Here is a 21,971-nt window from a genome sequence, read left to right on the forward strand (position 1 = left end):
GAACCATGAGCGATAACACGAATGACAAGCTGGCCAGCAGCGCGCCAGCCGCCGGCCACGGCGCCCCTGCGGGACACTGGGAGCGCGACGTGCTGGAAAAGCTGGTATTTGCCACTTTGCAAGAGCAACGCGCACACCGCCGCTGGAGCATCTTTTTCAAGGTCTTCAGCCTGCTGATCGTGCTGTTCGCCCTGTGGGTGTTTTATGACTACAACACGGCCGACGACAGCGAAACCCTGGGCCGCCACACGGCCCTGATCGACATCAGCGGCGCCATCGAGTCCGAAGGCAGCGGCTCGGCCGCCGTCGTCATCCCCGCGCTGGACAAGGCGTTTTCCGATGCCGGTTCGGTGGCCGTGGTGCTGCATATTAATAGTCCGGGCGGCAGTCCTGTGCAGGCCGGCATGATCGTCGACGAGATGCAGCGCCTGCGCAAGGGCTATCCGGACAAGCCTTTATATGTGGTGGTCGATGAAATGTGTGCCTCGGGCGGCTATTACATCGCCGCCGCCGCCGACCGCATCTACGTCAACAAGGCCAGCGTGGTCGGTTCCATCGGCGTGCTGATGGATGGCTTCGGCTTCACGGGCGTGATGGAAAAAGTCGGCGTCGAGCGCCGCTTGCTGACGGCGGGCGAGAACAAGGGCTTCATGGACCCGTTCAGCCCACTGACGGAAAAACACAAGGCGTATGCGCAGAGCATGCTCAATGAAATCCACCAGCAATTCATCGACGTCGTGCGCACGGGACGGGGCAAGCGCCTGAAGGAAACGGCCGATACCTTCTCCGGCCTGTACTGGACGGGCGCGAAAGCCGTGGAAATGGGCCTGGCCGACGATTTCGGCACGGTCGACAGCGTGGCGCGCGATATCGTCAAGGCGGAAGACATCGTCGACTACACGCAGCATGAAGGCTTGCCGGAACGGGTGCTCAAAAAGTTTGGCGCCGCCATGGGCGCAGGCGCCATGAAGGCGGCCGTGCAGCAGTCACAACCGGCGTTGCGGTGAGGACATCACTCTTGGCTGGCAGGCAAGCCAATCGAGAATGATTTTCAATAAGGTGGTAAATTGGCTTGAAAACGGGGCTGCTTGGGCTATAGTGAAAGCGTAGTTCTTTTCAAGGAGGGGCGATATATCAACTATGTTGTCAGTACTAACTTGATTGGCAGGTCTTGGAACTACTCGCCGCATCGCAGATGTGGTTTTGAGTGAATTTACATTCCTCACTAAAGTCCCGATGGGGCTTGGGAACGGCGGCGCAATGCCGCCGTTTCCTTTTGTGTGTGCTGGATGGGCCGGTGTCGGCGGATGGGGCTGGGTGCGCTGGCAAGGCAGGCATGCGAAGGCAGGGCATGGCTGGTCGGACGGGCCGCGCTCAGACGGCGCAGCCGTTGCAGTGCGCGGGCAGCGGCTGCCTGGCTGCCGCAGCGCCGACGCTGGCGTTGGTGTCGGACGGCGTGTCCGCCATGGCAGGCGCGGTCACGCTGTCGGTTTCCGCATCCGCGTGCGCAAAACCACCCAGTTCCAGCCAGCACATGAAATGGCATTGCGCCTCGGCATGCCAGTGCGTCTGGCTGGCTGGTGATGGCGGCGCGTCCGCATCCTGCGGCGCAGGGGTGCTGCTCCAGCGTGCCACGCCGAGTCTGACTTTGTGCATGGCCGCCTGTTCCGCAGCGATGCGCTGGCGCATGTCGGCGATGCTGCCTTGTAAGGCGATGGTATCGGTATGCTTCATACAATGTCCTTGTGGGTCGTTGCCTGGTTATTATTCCTAAAGCTCGTTAGGCGGATTCCTACCGAAGTTTCAGTCTATCAATGCGATATTCCGAGCGCTTGATATTTCTCAAAGGAATCAACCATTTCTCGCCAAATCTCACCTTGTTCTTTTTGGTATTTCTGCGTGTGCCATGGTTTCATGCTGCCTGGACCGCCGCGCGGGCGCCAGGTGCCGCCGCTTCACGCTGCCAGCCGCTTCTGGTAAAGTCACGCCCATGAGTAAATTATCCCTAGACCGCATCCTGCAATCGCAGGGTTTTGGCACCCGTAAATATTGTCGTTCCCTCATCGAGGATGGCGATGTCGTCATCGATGGCGTCACCCAGACCAATTACCGCACCACCGTCGAGACCGAAGGCCTGGTGCTGCACGTGTTCGAAGAAGAGTGGGTGGTCCGCCAGCACCTGTACCTGGCGCTGAACAAGCCCGCCAACTTCGAATGCTCGCGCAAGCCCAGTCATCACCCTGGCGTGTTGACCTTGCTGCCGGAGCAATTCACCTGGCGCGAAGTCCAGCCCGTCGGCCGGCTCGACCACGATACGACCGGCATGCTGCTGATGTCCGACGATGGCCCGTTTATCCATGCACAATCGTCGCCGAAGCGCCACGTTCCCAAGATTTACCAGGCCACCACGCAAGAACCCGTAACGGATGAGCTGGTGGCCCTGCTGCTGGCCGGCGTGCAATTGCACGACGAGCCGGCCCCGCTGGCGGCCCTCGTCTGCGTCAAGCGGGGCGAACACCAACTGGAAATCGTGCTCGAGCAAGGCAAGTACCACCAGGTCAAGCGCATGCTGGCCGCCGCCGGCAACCATTGCAGCGCGCTGCACCGTTCCGCCATCGGCAGCCTGACCCTGGAATCGCTGGGCATCGCCGAAGGCGAGTGGTGCTACCTGACGCCCGAGCAGATCGCGCTCCTGGCCTAGTCCCTTCCTGATCGCCAAAGCCGGGGATGCCCCGGCTTTTTGGCGTCTTTAGCCTCCATTGCCTGCATTTGACGAAGTTTCCCGCCCATGAAATTAGCTACCCTGAAGGATGGCACGCGCGACGGCCAGCTGGCTGTCGTGTCGCGCGACCTGAAAACGGCCCATCTGGCCGATGGCATTGCCTCGAGCCTGCAAAAGGCGCTCGACGACTGGAGTTTCATCGCGCCCCAGCTCGATTTGCTGTACCAGACCATCAATAGCGGCCGCGGCCATCGCGCCTTCGAGTTCGACCCCGCCAACTGCATGGCGCCCTTGCCGCGCAGCAGCCTGCGCGTGGCCGGCGCCTCCTACCTGCCGCAGATCGAGCGGGCCTGCAAGGCCGCAGGCCGCGAGGTACCGGCCAACTTGCGCGACGCACCGCGCATGTACCAGGGCGCCAGCGACGATTTTCTCGGTGCCCACGACGAGATCATCCTGGCGCACGAGCAATGGGGCATCGATTACGAGGCAGGCATCGCCGCCATCACGGACGACGTGGCCATGGGCTCCACGCCCGACCAGGCGCACCTGAACATCAAGCTGTTGATGCTGGTCAACGACATCACCCTGCGCAACCTGGTGCCGGACGAGCAGGCGAGTGGTTATGGTTTCCTGCAAGCGAAACCGGCCATGGCCTGCTCTCCTGTCGCCATCACGCCTGACGAGCTGGGCGATGCCTGGCGCGGCGGCAAGGTGCATCACGCCCTGCGCTGCAGCCTGAACGGCAAGTTGACGGGCCAGCCCCACGCGGGCGCCGACATGGCGTTCAATTACCCGCAATTGCTCGCCCATCTGTGCCAGACGCGCAACGCGCGCGCCGGCAGCGTGGTCAGCGCGGGCGGGGTCGCCAACAAGGAAGTCAAGAAGGGGTTTTCCAGTATCGTTGAGCGACGTAACCAGGAGATGATCGCCGATGGCGTCGCCAGCACGCCATTTCTGTTGTTTGGTGATGTTGTTCGATTGGAGATGCTGGGGGACGACGGCAAGTCCTTGTTTGGCGCCATCGAGCAGACCGTGAAACAGGCCGAGGCGAGAAAAAGCCGTTAGGAGCCCCGAGAAAATGGCCATGACTGCGTTGCAACCCCTCGCCGTACTGTTCGTACTGTCTTCGGGGCTGCGCCTTGCCCTGACCATTTTTCGGTCTCCTTTGAAGTGGGCGCCTGCGGCTGTTTCATTTAGGCAAAGGAAAAGCAGGGGATTCGCCCTCCTTTTCCCTTGATGGCGTTGCGGTAATTGAACCGATAATGCCACATGCCCAGTCCGTATTGCGCCTAGCCAGGCCGCAGGACTTCACCGGAGTTGATTGATGTCGGAAGACAGCGACGCAGAAAAGACCGAAGCCGCGTCACCGAAGCGCCTCGAGCAGGCGCGTGAGGAAGGCGACGTTCCGCGATCGCGTGAAGTGGCAACGTTCACTGTGCTGATGGCGTCCGGCTGCTGCCTGTGGTTTGCCGGCGACGCCATCGTGCGGCGGTTGACGGCCGTCATGGTTTCCGGGCTGACCCTGGACCGGGAGCAGATACTCAATCCCGATGCGATGATGTTGCGCATCGGCTACGACGTGGGCTCCGTCTTGCTGACTTGCCTGCCGTACGCGCTGGCCATCATGCTCGTCGCCCTGGCCTCGCCCGTGCTGGTGGGCGGCTGGCTGTTCAGTTCCAAGGCGTTCACCCCCAATTTTGGCAAGCTCAACCCGATTCGCGGCCTGGGCAACATGTTTTCGAAGAATGCGCTGGTGGAATTGCTCAAGGCCATCGCCAAGACCCTCGTTGTCGGCGTCGTCGCCTGGATGGTGATGCAGCATCAAAAGGACGCCGTGCTGGGCTTGTCGGTGGAATCCTTGCGCGCCGGATCGGCTCATCTGATCAGCTTGCTGATCACGGCCTTTTTGCTGATCGTCGGCGCGCTGGGCTTGATTGCCGCCATCGACGGTCCGTACCAGATGTGGCACTACGCCAACAAGATGAAAATGTCCTTGCAGGAAGTCAAGCAAGAGTCGAAAGAGTCGGACGGCAATCCGCAGATCAAGGCGAAGATACGCCAGATGCAGCATGAAATGTCGCGCCGCCGCATGATGGCCGATGTGCCGACGGCCGACGTGGTGGTGACCAATCCTACCCACTACGCGGTGGCCTTGAAGTATGGCGAGAATTCGCGCGGCGCGCCGCAGGTGGTGGCCAAGGGCATCGACGAGGTGGCGGCGAAGATCCGCGAACTGGCCGGCGAACACAAGGTTGCCATCCTGGAAGCGCCGGCCCTGGCGCGCGCGCTGTACAAGCACACGGATATCGGCGACGAGATCCCCGAGGCGCTGTATGGCGCCGTGGCCGAAGTGCTGGCTTACGTGTTCCAGCTGCGCAGCTATGGCAAGGGTCAGGGCGAGCGTCCCGACAAGCCGAAGAAGCTCGACGTGCCGCCCGAGCTCGACCCGCAGAACCCCGCATCGCAGACACCGCCCGCAGCAGGCGCGGCAGACAATAATAAAGGAAGTACACCATGAACGGCCTGAGAATGCCAGCCTGGCTCAGTGGAATGGGCAACAACGCCAGCAAGGGCATCGCCGCGCCGGTCATCATCATCATGCTGCTGGCGATGATGGTGCTGCCGCTGCCGGCCTTCATCCTCGACATCTTCTTCAGTTTTAATATCGCGCTGTCGATCATCGTGCTGCTGACGGCGCTGTACACGGTCAAGCCGCTCGACTTCATGGCCTTCCCGACCATCCTGCTCGTGTCGACCATGCTGCGCCTGTCGCTGAACGTGGCGTCCACGCGCGTGGTGCTGACGGAAGGCCATACGGGCGCCGACGCGGCCGGTAAAGTGATCGAGGCGTTCGGTCACTTCCTGATCGGCGGCAACTACACGGTCGGTATCGTCGTCTTCATCATTTTGACGATCATCAACTTTACCGTGGTGACCAAGGGCGCGGGGCGTATCGCCGAGGTGGGCGCCCGCTTCGCGCTGGACGCCATGCCTGGCAAGCAGATGGCCATCGATGCCGACCTGAATGCCGGCCTGGTCGGTGAAGACGAAGCGCGCCGCCGCCGCACGGAAGTGGCGCAGGAAGCGGAATTCTATGGCGCCATGGATGGCGCCAGCAAATACGTGCGCGGCGACGCCATCGCCGGCATCATGGTTACCGTCATCAATATCGTCGGCGGCTTGCTGGTGGGCTTGCTGCAGCACGACATGGGCTTTGCCGACGCGCTCAAGAACTACACCTTGCTGGCCATCGGTGACGGCCTGGTGGCGCAGATTCCTTCGCTGATCATTTCCACCGCGGCCGGTATCGTCGTCTCGCGCGTGGCCAGCGAACAGGACATCGGCACCCAGCTGGTGGGGCAGCTGTTTGCGAAACCGCAAGTACTGTATATTACCGCCGCCATCATCGGCGGCATGGGCCTCATTCCCGGCATGCCGAACATGGTCTTCCTGCTGTTGGCCTCGCTGCTGGCCGGTACCGCCTTTCTGATCAGCAAGAAACGCATGCAGGAAAAAGAGGCGGCCGAAAAACCGGCTGAAGTGCCGCAAGCGACCGTGGCGCCCGAGCAGGAAGAAGCCAGCTGGCAAGACATCATGCCCGTCGATACCCTGGGCCTGGAAGTGGGCTACCGTTTGATTCCCCTGGTCGACAAGACGCAGGGTGGCGAATTGCTCAAGCGCATCAAGGGCATCCGCAAGAAATTTGCCCAGGAAGTGGGTTTCCTGGCGCCGCCCGTGCATATCCGCGATAACCTGGAACTCAAGCCATCGGCCTACCGCATCACCCTCAAGGGCGTGGAAGTGGGCGTGGGCGAAGCGTTCAACGGCCAGTTCCTGGCGATTAATCCCGGCATGGCCAGCGGCACCTTGCCGGGCCTGGCCACGAACGACCCCGCCTTCGGCTTGCCCGCCACCTGGATCGACGCCAGCTTGCGCGACCAGGCCCAGTCGATGGGCTACACGGTGGTCGATGCGGGCACCGTGGTGGCCACGCACCTGAACCACCTGATCACCTCGCACGCTTCCGAGCTGCTGGGCCGCGCGGAAGTGCAGTCGCTGCTCGACCACCTGGGCAAGGAGTCGCCGCGCCTGGTGGAAGACCTGGTGCCGAAGATGCTGTCTTTGTCGACCTTGCAGAAGGTGCTGCAGAACCTGCTGGCCGAAGGCGTGCACATCCGCGACATGCGCACCATCATCGAAACCCTGGCCGAGCATACGGTCAGCACGCAAGACCCGAACGACCTGACGGCGCTGGTGCGCGTGGCCCTGGGCCGCGCCATCGTGCAGCAACTGTTCCCCGGCTCGGCCGAACTGTCCGTGATGACCCTCGACAGCCGCCTGGAGCGCCTGCTGATGCAAGCCATGGGCAATGGCGGCGACGGCGCCGGCATCGAGCCGGGCCTGGCCGACACCATCGCGCACCAGGCAGGGCTGGCTGCGCAGCAGCAGGAAGCGCTGGGCCTGACGCCAGTGCTCTTGGTGCCGGCGCCGCTGCGCGCCTTGCTGTCGCGCTTCCTGCGCCGCGCCTTGCCGCAGCTTAAAGTGCTGTCGCATGCGGAAGTGCCGGAAACCAAGACCATCCGCGTCACGGCGCTGGTGGGGGCGCAGTAGTTGACAGCATTAGTACCGGGTCAGACCCGCCGGGTCTGACCCCGGCCCTTGCCTTTGGTCAAATAAACATCAATTTCCTCTCGGCAAACTGAATAACGGGTACTTTCCCGTCCTGTTCCTTCGATCGTTTCCTGCAAGCATCGCTAATAATGGAAACTGTCCGGGTGATCTGTGTCCATGTGGAAGACAGCACTCAAGCAACAGGAGTCGATGATGGTCACACAGTTCAGCCAATATTGCGCCACCCCCGCCGTGGGAGGCCGGTCATGAATGTGAAGAAATTTACGGGCGCCTCGTCGCGCGATGCGCTGCGCAAGGTGCGTGAAGCGCTGGGCCCCGATGCCGTGATCCTGTCGAACCGCCAGGCCGATGGCGTGGTGGAAATCCTCGCGCTGGCCAATGACGATGCCGCTTCGCTGGCGTCGCCGCCGGCCGCCTCCGAAATGGCCCAGCCCCGTCCCCAGTTGCAGACCCAGTTCGCCACGCCGCAGCGTCCGGCCGCCCCGGCCCAGCGCCCGGCTGCGCCACGTCCCGCCGCACCGCGCCAGGCTGCCTCCGAGCCAGTGGACATGGCCCGCATGCAGCAGATGATGGCCAGCGCGCTGGCGCACGTCAAAGAGAACGCCGCCGCCGAGATGAGCGGCATGATGAATGAAATCCGCGCCATGCGCGGCATGATGGAAACCCAGCTGGCGGAAATCTCGTGGGGTTCGACGCAGCAGCGCGAGCCGCAAAAAGCCGTCGTGCTGCGCGAAATGCTGGCCGCCGGCTTCTCGGCCAGCCTGGCGCGCTACCTGATCGACAAGCTGCCGGCCGGCCTCGATGGTGCGCAAAGCATGCGCTGGATCAAGACCGTCCTCAGCCGCAACCTGAATACGGTGGCCAATGAAGACGCCATGCTGGAGCAGGGCGGCGTGTTTGCCTTGGTGGGCCCGACCGGCGTCGGCAAGACCACCAGCACGGCCAAGCTGGCGGCCCGCTGCGTGATGCGCCACGGCCCGGAAAAGCTGGCCCTGATCACCACCGATGCCTACCGTATCGGCGCGCATGAGCAGCTGCGCATCTACGGCAAGATCCTCGGCGTGATGGTGCATTCCGTGAAGGACGAGGCGGACTTGCGCATCGCCCTGAAGGAATTGAAGAACAAGCACACGGTGCTGATCGATACGGTCGGCGTGAGCCAGCGCGACCAGATGGTCACGGAGCAGGTGGCCATGCTGTCGGGCGCCGGCGCCGATGTGAAACGCCTGCTGTGCCTGAACTCCACGGCGACCCAGGAAACCCTCAACGAAGTGGTGCGCGCCTACCAGGGCAGCGGCCTGGCCGGCTGCATCATGACCAAGCTCGATGAAGCGGCCTCGATCGGCAACGTGCTCGACGTGGTGATCCGCCAGAAGCTGAACCTGTTTTATGTGTCGAACGGCCAGCGCGTGCCGGAAGACCTGTACCTGGCCGACCGCGGCTACCTGATCGACCGCGCCTTCAAGCTCAAGCGCGATGCGGCGGCGACGCAGTTTTCCGATGCTGAACTGCCGCTCCTGATGGCGCAGGCGGCCGCCCGCAACAGTGAAGCGCGCGGGGTGCACCTTGGCTAATTTCGATTTCGACCAGGCCGAAGGCTTGCGCCGCATGCTGGCCGGCCCGCAGCCGCGCGTCATGACGTTCCTCTCGGCCACGCCGCAGGACGACAAGGGCGCCATGCTGGTCAATCTGGGCGCGTCGCTCGTCTACGGCGGCAATGACGTGCTGCTGCTCGACGCCAGCGGCGGCAGCGATGGCGTGGCGGCGCGCCTGGGCCTGGCGCACGGCGCCAGCCTGCGCGACGTGGCGCGCCAGCAGTGCGGTTTGAACCAGGTCATCCACCAGGTGCCGCAAGGCTTTGGCGTGGCCAGCCTGGGTGCGCGCAACCATTTGATGGACAGCATGGACTATGCGGGCGAGGACGAACTGCGCCGCCTGGGCAAGACGTTCGAGGTGCTGGCGCGCCAGAGCGGCATCGTGCTGGTCGACGGCGTCGTGGCAGACGAGGGTGATTGCTTCCCCGTGCCGCTGATGGCGTCGTCCGATATCGTCGTGCAAGTCTCGACCAGCGCTACCTCGATCAAGGCGGCGTACTGCCTGATCAAGCGCCTGAGCCAGGAACTGGGACGCCGTCCGTTCGGCATTCTCGTCACCGGCGCTTCCGAATCCGAGGCAAAAGTGGTATACGATAATATGGCGCAGGCGGCGAGCCGCTACCTGGCCGTGAAGCTGACCTCGATGGGTTCGGTGCCTGCCGACGAGTATCTGCACCGCGCGGCGCGGCTGGGCCGCAGCGTGGTCGATGCGTTTCCGCTGGCGGGCGCGTCGGTGGCGTTTCGCGGACTGGCCGAGCGGCTGGCCCGTTCGGCGGCACCGGTGCTTGGCGGCACCTTGTACCAGACGGGGAGCCCGCACCAGTTCAGCGCCTGAATCGAACCGTAGCACCAGATAAGATGAGAAAACAATAAGCAGCCTATGTACACGGTCAAAGGGAAATCGAACAAGGACTATTTGCTGACGGAGCACATTCCGCTGGTGAAGCGTCTGGCGCACCATATGAAGGCGAAATTGCCGCCTTCGGTCGAGGTCGATGACCTGATCCAGGCCGGCATGATAGGCCTGCTCGATGCCATTAGCCGCTATGAAGAGACACATGGCGCGCAGTTCGAGACGTATGCCGTGCTGCGCATCCGCGGCGCCATGCTCGACGAATTGCGCACCAGCGACTGGTTGCCGCGCAGCATGCGCCAGAACATGCGCAAGATCGAAGAGGCGATGAGCACCTTGCAGCAGCGCCTCGGCCATCCGCCGACGGAGTCGGAAGTGGCCAAGCTGCTGAAGATGTCGCTGGCCGACTACCAGGAAATGCTGGGCGACGGCGGCGGCCACCAGCTCGTGTACTACGAAGACTTTCATGACCCGGACGGCAATGACAGCTTCCTCGACCGCCACTGCGTGGACGAAGACAGCGATCCCTTGCGTTCCCTGCTCGATACTGATTTCCGGCAATCCGTGATCGATGCCATCGACGCGCTGCCACCACGCGAGAAAATACTCATGGGCCTGTATTACGAAGAAGAGCTGAACCTGAAGGAGATCGGCGCGGTGATGGGCGTGTCGGAATCGCGCGTCTCGCAGCTGCATACCCAGGCCGTCGCGCGCCTGCGCGCAACCTTGAGGGAGCAGGCGTGGACTGGTCCAGCGTAATCGGGCTGGCGCTGGCGCTGGCGGGCCTTTTGGTCGGCCAGGCACTGGAAGGCGGCAAGATGGCCTCCCTGCTGCAGCCGGCCGCCTTTGCCATCGTTGTCATCGGCACCTTCGGCGCCGTGCTGCTGCAAACGCGGCTGCGCACCTTCGTGCGCGGCCTGGAAATGCTGCGCTGGGTCTTCCTGCCACCGGCCGACACGCGTGCCGCGCTGGCGCGCGACATCGGGCAGTGGAGCCTGACGGCGCGGCGCGACGGCCCGCTGGCGCTCGAGCGCCTGATGGAAAACACGGCCGACCGCTTCAACGCCAAAGGCTTGAGGATGATCGTCGACGGCATCGCGCCCGACAAGCTGCGCCAGCTGCTCGACGTGGAAATCTCCGCCTATGAAATGGCCGAACGCCAGGCCGTCAAGGTGTGGGAATCGGCGGCCGGGTATTCGCCTACCATCGGTATCCTGGGCGCCGTGCTGGGCCTGATCCACGTGATGGAAAACCTCACCGATCCGAGCAAGCTGGGCGGCGGCATCGCCGTGGCGTTTGTCTCGACGATTTATGGCGTCGGCCTGGCCAACCTGCTGTTCCTGCCGGTGGCGAATAAACTCAAGGCCATCGTCTCGCGCCGCGTGCTGCAGTACGAAATCACGGCCGCCGTGCTGTACGACATCGCCACGGGCGACCATACGCGCATCATCGAAGAGCGCGTCGCCAGCCTGCTTCACGAGCACTGAGCGAGCACTGACCATGATGCGGCGCGCGCGCAGGAAGTATGACGAGGAACCGGACAACCAGGACCGCTGGTTGATCTCGTATGCCGACTTCATCACCCTGCTGTTCGCCTTCTTCGTTGTCATGTACGCGATTTCGCAAGTCAACGAAGGCAAATACCGCGTCTTCCAGAATGCCATCGGCCAGGCCTTCAGCCTGGAAAAGGGCGCGCCGCCCATCCTCATGGAAGCGCCGCAAGCCATTCCGCTGCCGAACCCGGCCCTGAAACGCCGCACGGAAGCCATCCGCCGCGAGCGCGAACACATGACGCGCCTGGCGCAGGACCTGACCTCCACCCTGGCGCCGCTGGTGAAGGAAGGCAAGGTGCGGGTCACGCAGACGAGCCGCGGCGTGAGCGTGGAAATCAATGCCAGCGTGCTGTTCGACCCGGGCGCGGCGCGCCTGACGGTGGAATCGGACCAGGCCCTGCGCGCCGTCGCCGTGCTGCTCAAGGACGATACGCACGACGTGCAGGTGGAAGGGCATACGGACGTGCAGCCGATCAGTAATTCCAACTTTGCCTCGAACTGGGAATTGTCGGCCGCGCGCGCCAGCGCCGTGGTACGCCTGTTCATCGCCAGCGGCGTCAAGGCGTCGCGCCTGACGGCCGTCGGCCACGCCGACAACATCCCCGTGGCGCCGAACGAAACGGCGGAAGGGCGCGCGCGCAACCGCCGGGTCGCCGTGACGATTTTGTCGGGCATCCCCGAAACGGTGACGGAAGTGCCGACGGCGCCGGTGGCGCCTGCGCCAGCCAACTGACGCTCGTCAATTGCGGGCTGCCGCTTGGTACAATCGCGCCTTCTCCCTTTTTTCTCTCCATCATGAAAAGCAGCTCCCTGGGCGGTCTCGTCTATTCCACCGAAACGGGCCGCATGTGTCCCGCCTGCCGCCAGCCGCTGGCGCAATGCGCATGCAAGGCGCAAGCCAAGGCGGCGCCCGCGGGCGATGGCGTGGTGCGCGTCTCGCGCCAGACCAAGGGCCGTGGCGGCAAGAGCGTCACCGTGATCAAGGGTTTGCCGCTGGACGCCATCGCGCTGGCCCTGCTGGGCAAGCAGTTGCGCACGCAGTGCGGCTCGGGCGGCACGGTCAAGGATGGCGTGATCGAGGTGCAGGGCGACCATGTCGACACCATCCTTGCCGCGCTGGTCAAGCTGGGCCACCAGCCGAAAAAGGCCGGCGGCTGAGCGTGCGGAGGCGTGCGGCCCGCTGCCGCAGGCCTGTGGTAACGTGCATTTCCTTTTATGCGCCACCTCATCATGAATAGCAAACTGACCGGCATCGCCAGCGCCGCTGCCATCGCGGCAGCGCTGGCGCTCGTGTACTGGCCCGCGCCCGACGCCGGCGCGCCGCAAGCGGATGCGGCTGCCGCCAGCGCGCCGGCGGGGCGCAGCCTGGCGTCGTATCTGAATATCGACGCCGCCCCCGTCGCCGATGCCGCACCCGTTCCCGTGACCCTGGCGCGGCAGCTTGCGCGCCTGGCCGCCAGCGGCAGGGCGGAAGACGCGTATGCGGCGTTCAGCCTGATCGACGACTGCATCGTCTTCCAGCACGAAGGGCGCTTGCCGGGCATGGAATTCGAGCTGGGCCGCGAGATGACGGTGGAAGAAAAAGCCGCCCAGCAGCAGCTGTGCGCGGGCCTGACACAGCGCCAGCGCGAGGACCGGCTCGGCTATCTGGCCACCGCCGCCAAGGCGGGCGTGCCGGGCGCGGCCACCCTGTTCCTGTCGGAAGGTCCGTTCGGCGACCGCAGCGCGCTGCGCAACCGTCCCGACGATCCGCTGGTGCAGGCATGGAAGCGGCAAGCCATCGCCCAGCTGACGGCGCAGGCGGACGAGGCGGAACTGACCAGCGTGGCTACCCTGATGATGGCGTACTTGCGCGATGGCGAGGTGGTGCGGAAGGATGCGCCGCAAGCGTATGGCTACCTGCTGGCCCTGCGCCAGGTCTACGACGATATCCTCGCGCCCGGCGTCACCAATCCGTATCAGGATGAGTACTGGCACTGGCTGCAGGCGGAGCTGACGCCGGAGCAGCAAGCCGCGGCCAGCGCCAGGGCGCAAGCCATCGTGGCGAAATACCGCCAGCATGCGGGGCGTCCCGCGCACGGTTGAGCTGGCAAGGCCGCTGCGCCTTGCCGGGTTGCTGTTAACTAAGGGGGACTAGCCGATGACGACGCGCCGGCTGGCCGTGTTCGTCGTCGGTTGGCCGCTGGGGCCGTAGAAATTGCCGCTCTGGGCCGGGGGGCGCATGGCGTTCAGGGCGCCTTGCGTATGTACCATATGCTTGTTGACGAGCAGGCTGTTCAGGCGGTTTTGTTCCTTGGCTTCGCGCGTCGTCTCGAGCAGGGCCTTCCACAGGGGCGCCGCTTCCGCTTCGCCGGCGCCCACCAGCCAGTCTTCCATGCCCGCTTCGGCCGCCATGAAACCGGCCGCCGCCAGCGCCTGGTGGCGTTGCGCCGCCAGCTGGCTCAATTGTCCTACGAGTGCCGTCTTGCGCACCGTGAGCTCCGTGATTGCATCGATGTCAGCGGCAACCAGATGCCGCTGTTCTTCTTTCATCAATGCCAGCAATGTGGTCATGAGCTGTTGCTCGTCGCGCAGGCTGGAAAACGGAGTCACTGATTGCATGAGGGAACCTATCTATTTCGTGAGTGCAGCAAGTCCTTGACCGTGTCGAGGAGACCGTCCGCCACTTTTTCTGAGTTGACCTGGAACTGGCCGTCGGCGATCGCCAGCTTGATGCGTTCGACTTTTTTCGTGTCGAACACGGCGCCGCTGCCGGCAGTTGCACTGGCCGCTAATGCCTGTCCTTGCGGCGACAGGCGTACATTGTCCGACGTTGTCGGTGTTGCCTGGGCTTTCTCGGCATTCCGGGCGCCGGAGGTACTCGCGGGCGCTACCGGCAGGCCGGGATTGCTTTTAATGGTGTTGTCGGTAATTTTCACAGCGTGATCCTCGTCTGGTCGAAGTCAAAAAACTCCGGGATATGTGTCATTATCGGCACCTTCTCCCGAAACTTTAGTGCGCCAGACCACAATATCGCTGTCCATCCGTGTTTAAAAGGCGACCTCGACCAAGCCGCCTGCGCGCGCCACGCCGCTGATCTGCTGGCCGCTCTGCGTGCGTACCTGCACCGTCTGGCCATCGCCGGCGCTGCCGATGGCGCGCCCTTCTGATGCCACCTGGAAACCATTGCCACTGGAAACGACGCGTACCAGCTGGCCTTGCATCACCACCGGCTTGCGGCGCAGGGTGTCGAGGCGCATCGGCGTGCCGGGTGGCAAGGAAATATTCGTGCTGGCGCCCACCACCTGGGCCATGTCCGTGGCGATGCCTGCCGGCAATGCGGCCAGGTCGCCCTGCATCGTTACCAGCTGGCTGGCGTCGATGGCTTGCCCTTGCGCCAGCGGTACGGCGCTGGCCACGTAATCGCCGACGACGGCCACGTTCGCTTGCAGATAGATGGTCCAGTTGCTTGGCGCCGTGCAGCGCACGCCGACGGTGGTCTTGCCCCAGGCGCGCGCGCCCGGCGCCATGAATGCTTGCGGCGCGGGGCAGGCGGCCAGGTTCAGGCGCGGATCGACGGCGCCGACGGTCACCGTCACCTTGCCGGGCAAGCCGTTGCTTTGCACTTGCAGGAATTGTTCCACGCTGTTGCGCAGCGCTTCCGGCGTCTGGCGGCCGGCGTTTTGCGCCTGGGCCAGCAGTGGCAGGGAGGCAAGAGCGAAGAGGAAAGCAAGCGGTGTTTTCATGGTGATAGGCCTCTGGAATAGTGCCATGATAGTGCGCGCGGCCCCGTTCGAAGCCCCGATTAAGGGGTAAAAGTACGGTCTGATCCGGCGATGGTCTTGCTGGTGGGCGCCGTACTATGTTTCCTGTCATCACTAATCCGCCATCCTTCCGCCATCTCGGGCGCCAGTGGCAGATCTTTCCGGAGCCTGACATGATAGGGAAACTCGACGATTACATGCGCTTCAACGAGACGGCGCTGAGCCTGCGCTCGACGCGCCAGGAATTGCTCGCCTCGAATATCGCCAATGCCGACACGCCCAACTACAAGGCGCGCGATGTCGATTTCGCCGCCGCGCTGAAGGGCGCGATGGCGCGCAAGGATGGCGTGCCGCCGGCCCTGAAGGGCACGGCGCCGCAGCATATGCCGGGCAAGGGCGTGGCCGCGGCTGCGGGCGCAGCCGGCGGCGGCAAGGTCGAGACCCTGGCCGACGGCACGCCGCTGCTGTACCGCGCGCCGGCCCAGGGCGCCGTCGATGGCAATACGGTGGACATGGATCTCGAGCGCAACGCCTTTGCCGACAATGCCATCCGCTACGAGGCGGCCGTGACGTTCCTTAACTCGCAGATCAAGGGCATGCTGACGGCCATCCAGGGAGGACAATAATCATGTCGCTATTTAATATCTTCAATGTTTCCGGTTCGGCCATGAGCGCCCAGGCGCAGCGCCTGAACACGGTGGCCAGCAACCTGGCCAATGCCGACAGCGCCACCAGCGCCACGGGCGAAGCCTACCGCGCCAAGCAGGTGGTGTTCGAAGCCGTGCCCATGGCCAATGGCGCCACGGCCGTCAAGGTGCAGAAGGTGATCGAAGACCCGTCGCCGATGAAGCTGGTCTACGACCCGAAGAACCCGCTGGCCGACGAGAAGGGCTACGTCACCATGCCGAACGTGAATACGGTCGACGAGATGGTCAACATGCTGTCGGCTTCGCGCTCGTACCAGACCAACGTGGAAACCATGAACGCGGCCAAGTCGCTGCTCCTGAAAACCCTCACCATCGGCCAATAAGGCTGACTGATCATTATGGCAACCATCGATACCAATACCGCCGTCACCACCGACCTGATGGCGACGATGAATCCGAAGAAGAGCACGGCCGAGGCAGGCAGTGTCGAAGCGGAAACGAACAAATTCCTCACCTTGCTGGTCACCCAGCTGAAAAACCAGGATCCGATGAATCCGCTGGACAATGCCCAATTGACCAGCCAGCTGGCGCAATTGTCCACCGTGACGGGCGTCAACAAGCTCAACACGACCCTGGAAACCCTGAAGGCCAGCTACCAGCAAGCCGAATCGATGCAGGCGGCCAACATCATCGGCCATGGCGTGTTGACAGCGGGCAAGGATATCAACCTGAGCAAGAGCGCCGCGCTGCTGGGCGTGGACCTGGCCACGGCAGCCGACAAGGTCAAGGTCGTCATCTACAAGGATGGCAAGGAAGTCCATTCCATCGACCTGGGCGCACAGGCGGCGGGCACCTTGCCGCTGGGCTGGAACGGTTCCACCGCCGATCTCGACAAGGATGGCAAGCCGGTCGTGCTGGCCGATGGCGCCTACACCTTCACGGTGGAAGCCACGCGCGGTGGCACCAAGCTCAAGGATGCGACGGCGCTGATGTTCGGTTCGGTCGCCAGCGTGTCGACGGGCGCGAATGGCGTGAAATTGAATGTCCCGGGCGTGGGCAGCATCACCATGGCCGACGTGAAACAGATTCTGTAAGCCGCTTCCCCTTAGCGTGACCCTCTACCCCTAATTTCTACCAGGAGAACACAATGTCTTTCCAACAAGGCCTGAGCGGCTTGAATGGCGCCGCCAAATCGCTGGACGTCATCGGCAACAACATCGCCAACTCGTCGACCGTGGGTTTCAAGCAGTCGCAGGCCCAGTTCGCCGACATTTATGCCAACTCGCTGTACGGCGTGGGCGGCAACCAGGCGGGGATCGGCGTGTCGGTCTCGCAAATCGCCCAGCAATTCAACCAGGGTAACCTGGAAACGTCGTCGAATCCCCTCGACATCGCCATCAATGGCGGCGGCTTCTTCCGTACCAGCGTCAACGGCGCCATCCAGTACTCGCGCAATGGCCAGTTCCAGGTCGACAAGAGCGGCTTCATCGTCAACGCCCAGCTGGCGCAGCTGACCGGCTATCCGGCCGACGTCAACGGCAAGATCGTCGCCGGCGCCGTCGTGCCCCTGCAGATCGACCAGTCGGACATGAAGCCCCAGGCAACGACCAAGGTCGACACGCAAGTCAACCTCAATTCGAACACGGCCATGCCGACCACGGTGCCGTTCAAGTCGACGGACGACACCTCGTACCACAAGCAGTTCCCCGTCGAAGTCTTCGATTCGTTGGGCAATTCCCACAACATGGCCAATTTCTACGTCAAGACGGGCACCAATACCTGGGATGTCTACTCGGCCATTGACGGCACGGAAGTAACCAGCATGAAGGTTGCGGCCGCCCTGCAGACGGACCCGGCCTCGCTGGCCGCGCGCGCCGCCTACCAGGCTGCCGCCACGGCCGTGCCGCTGGTGCCGGCCAATGTGACGACGGCCGCCGTCGCCTATGGCAATGCGGTCGGTGCCGCCGTCTCGGCCGCCGCCGCTGCCGCAGGCGCCACGCCGGCGCAACTGGCCGCCATCGCCGCCACCTACGGCAGTGCCGTGCCGAATGGCGTCAACTCGAGCCGCACGCCCGACCAGATCGACGCTGCCATCCGCGCCGTGACCGTGGTGCCAGCCGTCAAGACCGGTTCGCTGGTCTTCAACACGGTCGGCAGCCTGGACCGGGCCGCCATGCTGGCCCTGACGCCGCCGCAAACCTTGCCTGTCACCGTCAACCTGCCGATCTTCCCGGCCACGGGCGCGAATGCGACCTTGTCGGTCCAGGTCGACTTCACCAAGTCGACCCAGCTGGGCACCGCCACGGCGGAAAAGAAAACGGAAGCGGACGGCTACAAGGCGGGCCAGCTGAGCCAATTCATCGTCGGCGACGACGGCGTCATCCAGGGTCAGTATAACAATGGCAAGACGCGCAGCCTGGGCCAGGTGGTGTTGAGCAACTTTGTCAACCCGAACGGTCTGGAGCCGCTGGGCAACAACGCCTGGGTGGAAAGTTCGGCCTCGGGCAAGCCCGTCACGGGCGAGCCCAAGACGGGCAACCTGGGCAACTTGCGCGCCTCGGCCGTGGAAGTGTCGAACGTCGACCTGACGGCGGAACTGGTCAACATGATCACGGCCCAGCGCGCCTACCAGGCGAATGCGCAGACCATCAAGACGCAGGATTCCGTTTTACAGACTCTGGTGAACTTGCGCTAATCGTTTGAACCCCTGACGGCGAAAGGCTGTGGTCGGACCTTAAGGACTTGGCGTCCCCGTCCGACCCCGGTTTTTGCCTTGGGTTGAAGGCAACAGGAGAAATAAAAAATGGACCGTCTCATCTACACCGCCGGCTCGGGCGCCAAGCACATCCTGGACAAGCAGGCGACCACGGCGAATAACCTGGCGAACGCCACCAGCACGGGTTTCCGCGCCCAGCTCGACTCGTTCCGCGCCGTGCCCGTGGTGGCCGACGGCATGATGCCGACGCGCGCCTTTGTCGTCGATTCGACGGTCGGTTCCGATTTCACGCAAGGTCCGATGCAGCACACGGGCCGCGCGCTCGACGTGGCCGTGGAAAACGGCGGCTGGATCGCGGTGCAGTCGGCCGACGGTTCCGAAGCCTACACGCGCAACGGCGCCTTGAAACTCAATGAAAACGGCATGCTGCAAACGCAGGGCGGGCTGATGGTGCAAGGCGATACGGGCCCCATGGCGATTCCGCCCGGCGTGACGGTGGCCATCGCCAGCGATGGCACGGTGGGCACGATTTCCACCGACGTGCCGCCAGGCCCGTCGACGGTGCTGGGACGCATCAAGCTGGTCAACCCGCCCGAGCAGCAACTGGTGCGCGGCGATGACGGCCTGTTCCGCCTGAAGGATGGCACGGTAGCGCAAGCCGACCAGGCCGTCAAATTGACCACGGGCGCGCTGGAAGGCAGCAATGTCAGCCCCGTCGACTCCATGGTCAGCATGATCGCCCTGGCGCGCCAGTTCGAAACGCAAATGAGCTTGTTGAAGAATGCCGAGAATAACGCGGCGAAAGCCACCCAGATCCTCGCTTTGAATTGACGGGGGCCACCGCATAATGGTCACATAGAAATAGTCTACAGGGCTGGTTAGCGCTGTTATTGGAGAAAAATCATGATTCGTTCCCTTTGGATTGCCAAGACCGGCCTGGAAGCGCAGCAGACGCAGATGGACGTGATCGCCAATAACCTGGCCAACGTCAGCACCACGGGCTTCAAGAAGTCGCGCGCCGTGTTTGAAGACTTGCTCTACCAAAATGTGCGCCAGCCGGGCGCGCAATCGTCGCAGCAAACCCAGCTGCCATCGGGCTTGCAGATCGGCACCGGCGTGCGCACCGTGGCAACCGAACGCATCCATACGCAGGGCAATCCCCAGGCCTCGGGCAATTCGCGCGACGTGATGGTCAACGGCACGGGCTTTTTCCAGGTGCTGATGCCGGACGGCGCCACCGCCTACACGCGCGACGGCTCGTTCCAGACGGATGCCAACGGCCAGCTGGTCACCTCGGAAGGCTTCGTCATCCAGCCCGCCATCACCGTGCCGACCAATGCGCTGAGCCTGACCGTGGCGCGCGACGGCACTGTGTCCGTCACCTTGCCCGACACCGTTGCTCCATCGCAAATCGGCTCCCTGCAACTGACCACCTTCGTCAATCCCGCCGGCCTGGAATCGAAGGGCGAAAACCTGTACATGGAAACGGGCGCTTCCGGCGTGGCGCAAACCAACACCCCGGGCACGAACGGCGCCGGCGTGCTGATGCAAGGCTATATCGAGACATCGAACGTCAACGTGGCCGAAGAAATGGTCAACATGATCCAGACGCAGCGCGCCTACGAGATCAACAGCAAGGCCATCACCACATCCGATCAAATGCTGCAGAAATTGTCGCAACTTTAATTTTCATAGTCGTCATGCCATCCGCCGCCGGATGGCAGCGGAGGTTCGCCATGCAATACCCCATCATCGCTTTGTTCTCTGCAGTCCTGCTGTCCGGCTGCGCCATCACGCCTACGTCCATCGTGCAATATCCGACCAGCACGCGCGCGCCGATGCCGGAACCGGTGGTCGTCAACAACGGCTCCATCTACCAGCCGTCGACCTACCGTCCCGCCTTCGAAGACCGCCGCGCGCGCCACGTGGGCGACACCATGACGATCGCCATCACCGAGCGCACGAATGCCGTCAAGGCGGGCGCCAGTTCCGGCAACAAGTCGGGCAGCGTGGGCTTCAGCACGCCGGGCATGCTGCAGGGCCGCCTGGGCGGCGCCGTGGCGGCAAATGGCGCGACGAAATTTGCCGATGGCGACAACCAGTCCGCCAGCAACACGTTTTCCGGCGTGATCGGCGTGACGGTCATTGAAGTGCTGCCGAATGGCAACCTGATCGTCGCCGGCGAAAAACAGATCGCCATGAACAAGGGCACGGAATTCATCCGCTTCTCGGGCATGGTCAATCCCGACACCATAGGCACGGGCAATGTCGTGCCATCGACCCAGGTGGCCGAAGCGCGCGTCGAATACCGCACCAACAGCCAGATCGACCGCGCCGAAATGGCCTCGATGGCGTCGCGCTTCTTCCTCAGCCTGCTGCCTTTCTGATCATGGCAACGTTGACCTTTCCCCGTTTTCTCGCCATCTGCGGCCTGGCTGCCTCGCTGCTGGCGCCCGTGGCGCATGCCGAGCGCATCAAGGACCTGGCCAGCATCGCCGGCGTGCGCCAGAATCAGCTGATGGGCTATGGCCTCGTCGTCGGTCTCGACGGCAGCGGCGACCAGACCACGCAAACCCCATTTACCATCCAGAGCGTGGCGGCGATGCTGCAGCAGCAGGGCATCAACTTGCCACAAGGCACCAGTTTGCAGCTGAAAAACGTGGCCGCCGTGATGGTGACGACGGCCTTGCCCGCGTTTGCCCAGCCGGGCCAGTTGCTCGACGTGACGGTATCGTCGATGGGCAATGCGAAAAGCTTGCGCGGCGGCACCTTGCTGATGACGCCATTGAAGGGCGCCGATGGCCAGGTGTACGGCATGGCGCAGGGCAACGTGCTGGTGGGCGGCGTGGGCGCGCAGGCGGCCGGTAGCTCCGTCGTCATCAATCACCTGAGCGTGGGCCGCATCTCGGGCGGCGCTACCGTCGAGCGCAGCGTGCCTTCGGCCTTGGGCGCCAACAACACCATCCGCCTGGAATTGAATGCCACCGATTTCGCCACCGCCAGCCGCGTGGTCGACGCCATCAACAGCCGCTACGGCGCCGGTACGGCCGCCGCGCTCGACGGCCGCGTGATCCAGGTGCAGTCGCCCAGCGGCAGCGACCAGCGCGTATCCTTCCTGGGCCAGCTGGAAAGCATCGAAGTCAATCCGGCCCGCCTGGCGGCCAAGGTCATCATGAATGCGCGCACCGGTTCCGTCGTGATGAACCAGTCCGTGACCCTGGAAACATGCGCCATTTCGCACGGCAACCTGTCCGTCACCATCAATGTCGAGCCGCAAGTGAGCCAGCCGGCGCCCTTGTCGGGCGGGCGCACGGTGGTCACGCAGACGGCGCAGATCGATATCAAGAAGGAACCGGGCAAAGTCATGCTGGTCAAGGGCGGCGCCTCGCTGTCCGACGTGGTCAAGGCCCTCAACGCCATCGGCGCCTCGCCGCAAGACTTGCTGGCCATCCTGCAGGCGATGAAAGCGGCCGGTTCGCTGCGCGCCGAACTCGAAATCATTTGATGGGC

General features: G+C 63.6%; 24 protein-coding genes. 20 read left to right on the forward strand and 4 right to left on the reverse strand.

Annotated features, from left to right (window positions below; genetic code table 11):
* The first annotated feature begins 5 nt into the window (after window positions 1-5).
* Window positions 6-1,007, forward strand: coding sequence for a S49 family peptidase (locus IGS58_RS04645; RefSeq protein ID WP_034785283.1), 1,002 nt, complete (start codon window positions 6-8; stop codon window positions 1,005-1,007).
* 367 nt (window positions 1,008-1,374) lie between these two features.
* On the opposite strand, the gene IGS58_RS04650 is transcribed toward IGS58_RS04645, so the two are convergent.
* A complete protein-coding gene (locus IGS58_RS04650) occupies window positions 1,375-1,734 on the reverse strand; it encodes a hypothetical protein (protein WP_230520763.1) in 360 nt (119 codons plus the stop codon).
* 256 nt (window positions 1,735-1,990) lie between these two features.
* On the opposite strand from IGS58_RS04650, the gene IGS58_RS04655 reads away from it, so the two are divergent.
* The 11 genes from IGS58_RS04655 to IGS58_RS04705 all read left to right on the forward strand — a co-directional run bounded on the left by IGS58_RS04655 (window position 1,991) and on the right by IGS58_RS04705 (window position 13,440).
* A complete protein-coding gene (locus IGS58_RS04655) occupies window positions 1,991-2,701 on the forward strand; it encodes a pseudouridine synthase (protein WP_034785285.1) in 711 nt (236 codons plus the stop codon).
* Window positions 2,702-2,788: 87 nt separating this feature from the next.
* Entirely contained in the window at window positions 2,789-3,787 is a 999-nt protein-coding gene (locus tag IGS58_RS04660; RefSeq protein ID WP_070253717.1) for a fumarylacetoacetate hydrolase family protein, read from the forward strand.
* Between the two features lie 259 nt (window positions 3,788-4,046).
* Window positions 4,047-5,240 (forward strand): flagellar biosynthesis protein FlhB, encoded by a 1,194-nt coding sequence (flhB, locus tag IGS58_RS04665; RefSeq protein ID WP_070253718.1) that lies wholly within the window; start codon window positions 4,047-4,049, stop codon window positions 5,238-5,240.
* Window positions 5,237-7,333 carry a flagellar biosynthesis protein FlhA gene (gene flhA / locus IGS58_RS04670; protein ID WP_230520764.1) on the forward strand — a complete coding sequence of 699 codons (2,097 nt, stop codon included), beginning with the start codon at window positions 5,237-5,239 and terminating at the stop codon, window positions 7,331-7,333. The genes flhB and flhA overlap by 4 nt, the downstream gene beginning before the upstream one ends.
* Before the next feature lie 266 nt (window positions 7,334-7,599).
* The gene (gene flhF / locus IGS58_RS04675) at window positions 7,600-8,928 is read left to right on the forward strand and encodes a flagellar biosynthesis protein FlhF (protein ID WP_230520765.1); all 1,329 of its coding nucleotides are present in this window, start codon (window positions 7,600-7,602) and stop codon (window positions 8,926-8,928) included.
* A complete protein-coding gene (locus tag IGS58_RS04680; RefSeq protein WP_034785294.1) occupies window positions 8,921-9,784 on the forward strand; it encodes a MinD/ParA family ATP-binding protein in 864 nt (287 codons plus the stop codon). Before flhF ends, IGS58_RS04680 begins: the two co-directional genes overlap by 8 nt.
* Before the next feature lie 45 nt (window positions 9,785-9,829).
* On the forward strand, window positions 9,830-10,561 hold the full coding sequence (locus IGS58_RS04685; protein WP_010400804.1) for an RNA polymerase sigma factor FliA: 732 nt from the start codon (window positions 9,830-9,832) through the stop codon (window positions 10,559-10,561).
* Window positions 10,543-11,289: a flagellar motor protein gene (locus IGS58_RS04690; RefSeq protein WP_070253721.1), complete on the forward strand. Its 747-nt coding sequence runs from the start codon at window positions 10,543-10,545 to the stop codon at window positions 11,287-11,289. Before IGS58_RS04685 ends, IGS58_RS04690 begins: the two co-directional genes overlap by 19 nt.
* Window positions 11,290-11,305: 16 nt before the next feature.
* Window positions 11,306-12,088, forward strand: coding sequence for a flagellar motor protein MotD (gene motD / locus IGS58_RS04695; protein ID WP_070253737.1), 783 nt, complete (start codon window positions 11,306-11,308; stop codon window positions 12,086-12,088).
* Between the two features lie 62 nt (window positions 12,089-12,150).
* On the forward strand, window positions 12,151-12,513 hold the full coding sequence (locus IGS58_RS04700) for a translation initiation factor Sui1 (RefSeq protein ID WP_070253722.1): 363 nt from the start codon (window positions 12,151-12,153) through the stop codon (window positions 12,511-12,513).
* Between the two features lie 72 nt (window positions 12,514-12,585).
* Window positions 12,586-13,440 (forward strand): hypothetical protein, encoded by an 855-nt coding sequence (locus IGS58_RS04705; protein WP_230520766.1) that lies wholly within the window; start codon window positions 12,586-12,588, stop codon window positions 13,438-13,440.
* Window positions 13,441-13,488: 48 nt separating this feature from the next.
* Here the strand turns inward: IGS58_RS04705 and IGS58_RS04710 are convergent, their stop codons facing one another.
* The 3 genes from IGS58_RS04710 to flgA form a co-directional block, all read right to left on the reverse strand.
* On the reverse strand, window positions 13,489-13,956 hold the full coding sequence (locus IGS58_RS04710) for a flagella synthesis protein FlgN (RefSeq protein WP_034787165.1): 468 nt from the start codon (window positions 13,954-13,956) through the stop codon (window positions 13,489-13,491).
* An 8-nt stretch (window positions 13,957-13,964) separates the two neighbouring features.
* Window positions 13,965-14,273 (reverse strand): flagellar biosynthesis anti-sigma factor FlgM, encoded by a 309-nt coding sequence (flgM, locus tag IGS58_RS04715; protein ID WP_034787161.1) that lies wholly within the window; start codon window positions 14,271-14,273, stop codon window positions 13,965-13,967.
* Between the two features lie 111 nt (window positions 14,274-14,384).
* Window positions 14,385-15,080, reverse strand: a complete 696-nt coding sequence (gene flgA / locus IGS58_RS04720) for a flagellar basal body P-ring formation chaperone FlgA (protein WP_034787159.1) — start codon at window positions 15,078-15,080, stop codon at window positions 14,385-14,387.
* A 191-nt stretch (window positions 15,081-15,271) separates the two neighbouring features.
* On the opposite strand from flgA, the gene flgB reads away from it, so the two are divergent.
* From flgB to IGS58_RS04760, 8 genes are all read left to right on the forward strand, one after another.
* Entirely contained in the window at window positions 15,272-15,724 is a 453-nt protein-coding gene (gene flgB / locus IGS58_RS04725) for a flagellar basal body rod protein FlgB (RefSeq protein ID WP_034754084.1), read from the forward strand.
* A gap of 2 nt (window positions 15,725-15,726) precedes the next feature.
* The gene (flgC, locus tag IGS58_RS04730) at window positions 15,727-16,128 is read left to right on the forward strand and encodes a flagellar basal body rod protein FlgC (protein ID WP_034754081.1); all 402 of its coding nucleotides are present in this window, start codon (window positions 15,727-15,729) and stop codon (window positions 16,126-16,128) included.
* A 15-nt stretch (window positions 16,129-16,143) separates the two neighbouring features.
* Entirely contained in the window at window positions 16,144-16,839 is a 696-nt protein-coding gene (locus IGS58_RS04735; protein WP_230520767.1) for a flagellar hook assembly protein FlgD, read from the forward strand.
* A 53-nt stretch (window positions 16,840-16,892) separates the two neighbouring features.
* A complete protein-coding gene (locus IGS58_RS04740; RefSeq protein ID WP_070253726.1) occupies window positions 16,893-18,440 on the forward strand; it encodes a flagellar hook protein FlgE in 1,548 nt (515 codons plus the stop codon).
* A 108-nt stretch (window positions 18,441-18,548) separates the two neighbouring features.
* Entirely contained in the window at window positions 18,549-19,292 is a 744-nt protein-coding gene (locus tag IGS58_RS04745; protein WP_070253727.1) for a flagellar basal body rod protein FlgF, read from the forward strand.
* A 72-nt stretch (window positions 19,293-19,364) separates the two neighbouring features.
* Window positions 19,365-20,147, forward strand: coding sequence for a flagellar basal-body rod protein FlgG (gene flgG / locus IGS58_RS04750; protein WP_034754070.1), 783 nt, complete (start codon window positions 19,365-19,367; stop codon window positions 20,145-20,147).
* A gap of 50 nt (window positions 20,148-20,197) precedes the next feature.
* Entirely contained in the window at window positions 20,198-20,848 is a 651-nt protein-coding gene (locus IGS58_RS04755; RefSeq protein ID WP_230520768.1) for a flagellar basal body L-ring protein FlgH, read from the forward strand.
* A gap of 2 nt (window positions 20,849-20,850) precedes the next feature.
* The gene (locus tag IGS58_RS04760; protein WP_230520769.1) at window positions 20,851-21,966 is read left to right on the forward strand and encodes a flagellar basal body P-ring protein FlgI; all 1,116 of its coding nucleotides are present in this window, start codon (window positions 20,851-20,853) and stop codon (window positions 21,964-21,966) included.
* Window positions 21,967-21,971: the final 5 nt, after the last annotated feature.

Source organism: Janthinobacterium sp. EB271-G4-7A (assembly GCF_020858075.1).
GTDB classification, from domain to species: domain Bacteria; phylum Pseudomonadota; class Gammaproteobacteria; order Burkholderiales; family Burkholderiaceae_D; genus Janthinobacterium; species Janthinobacterium lividum.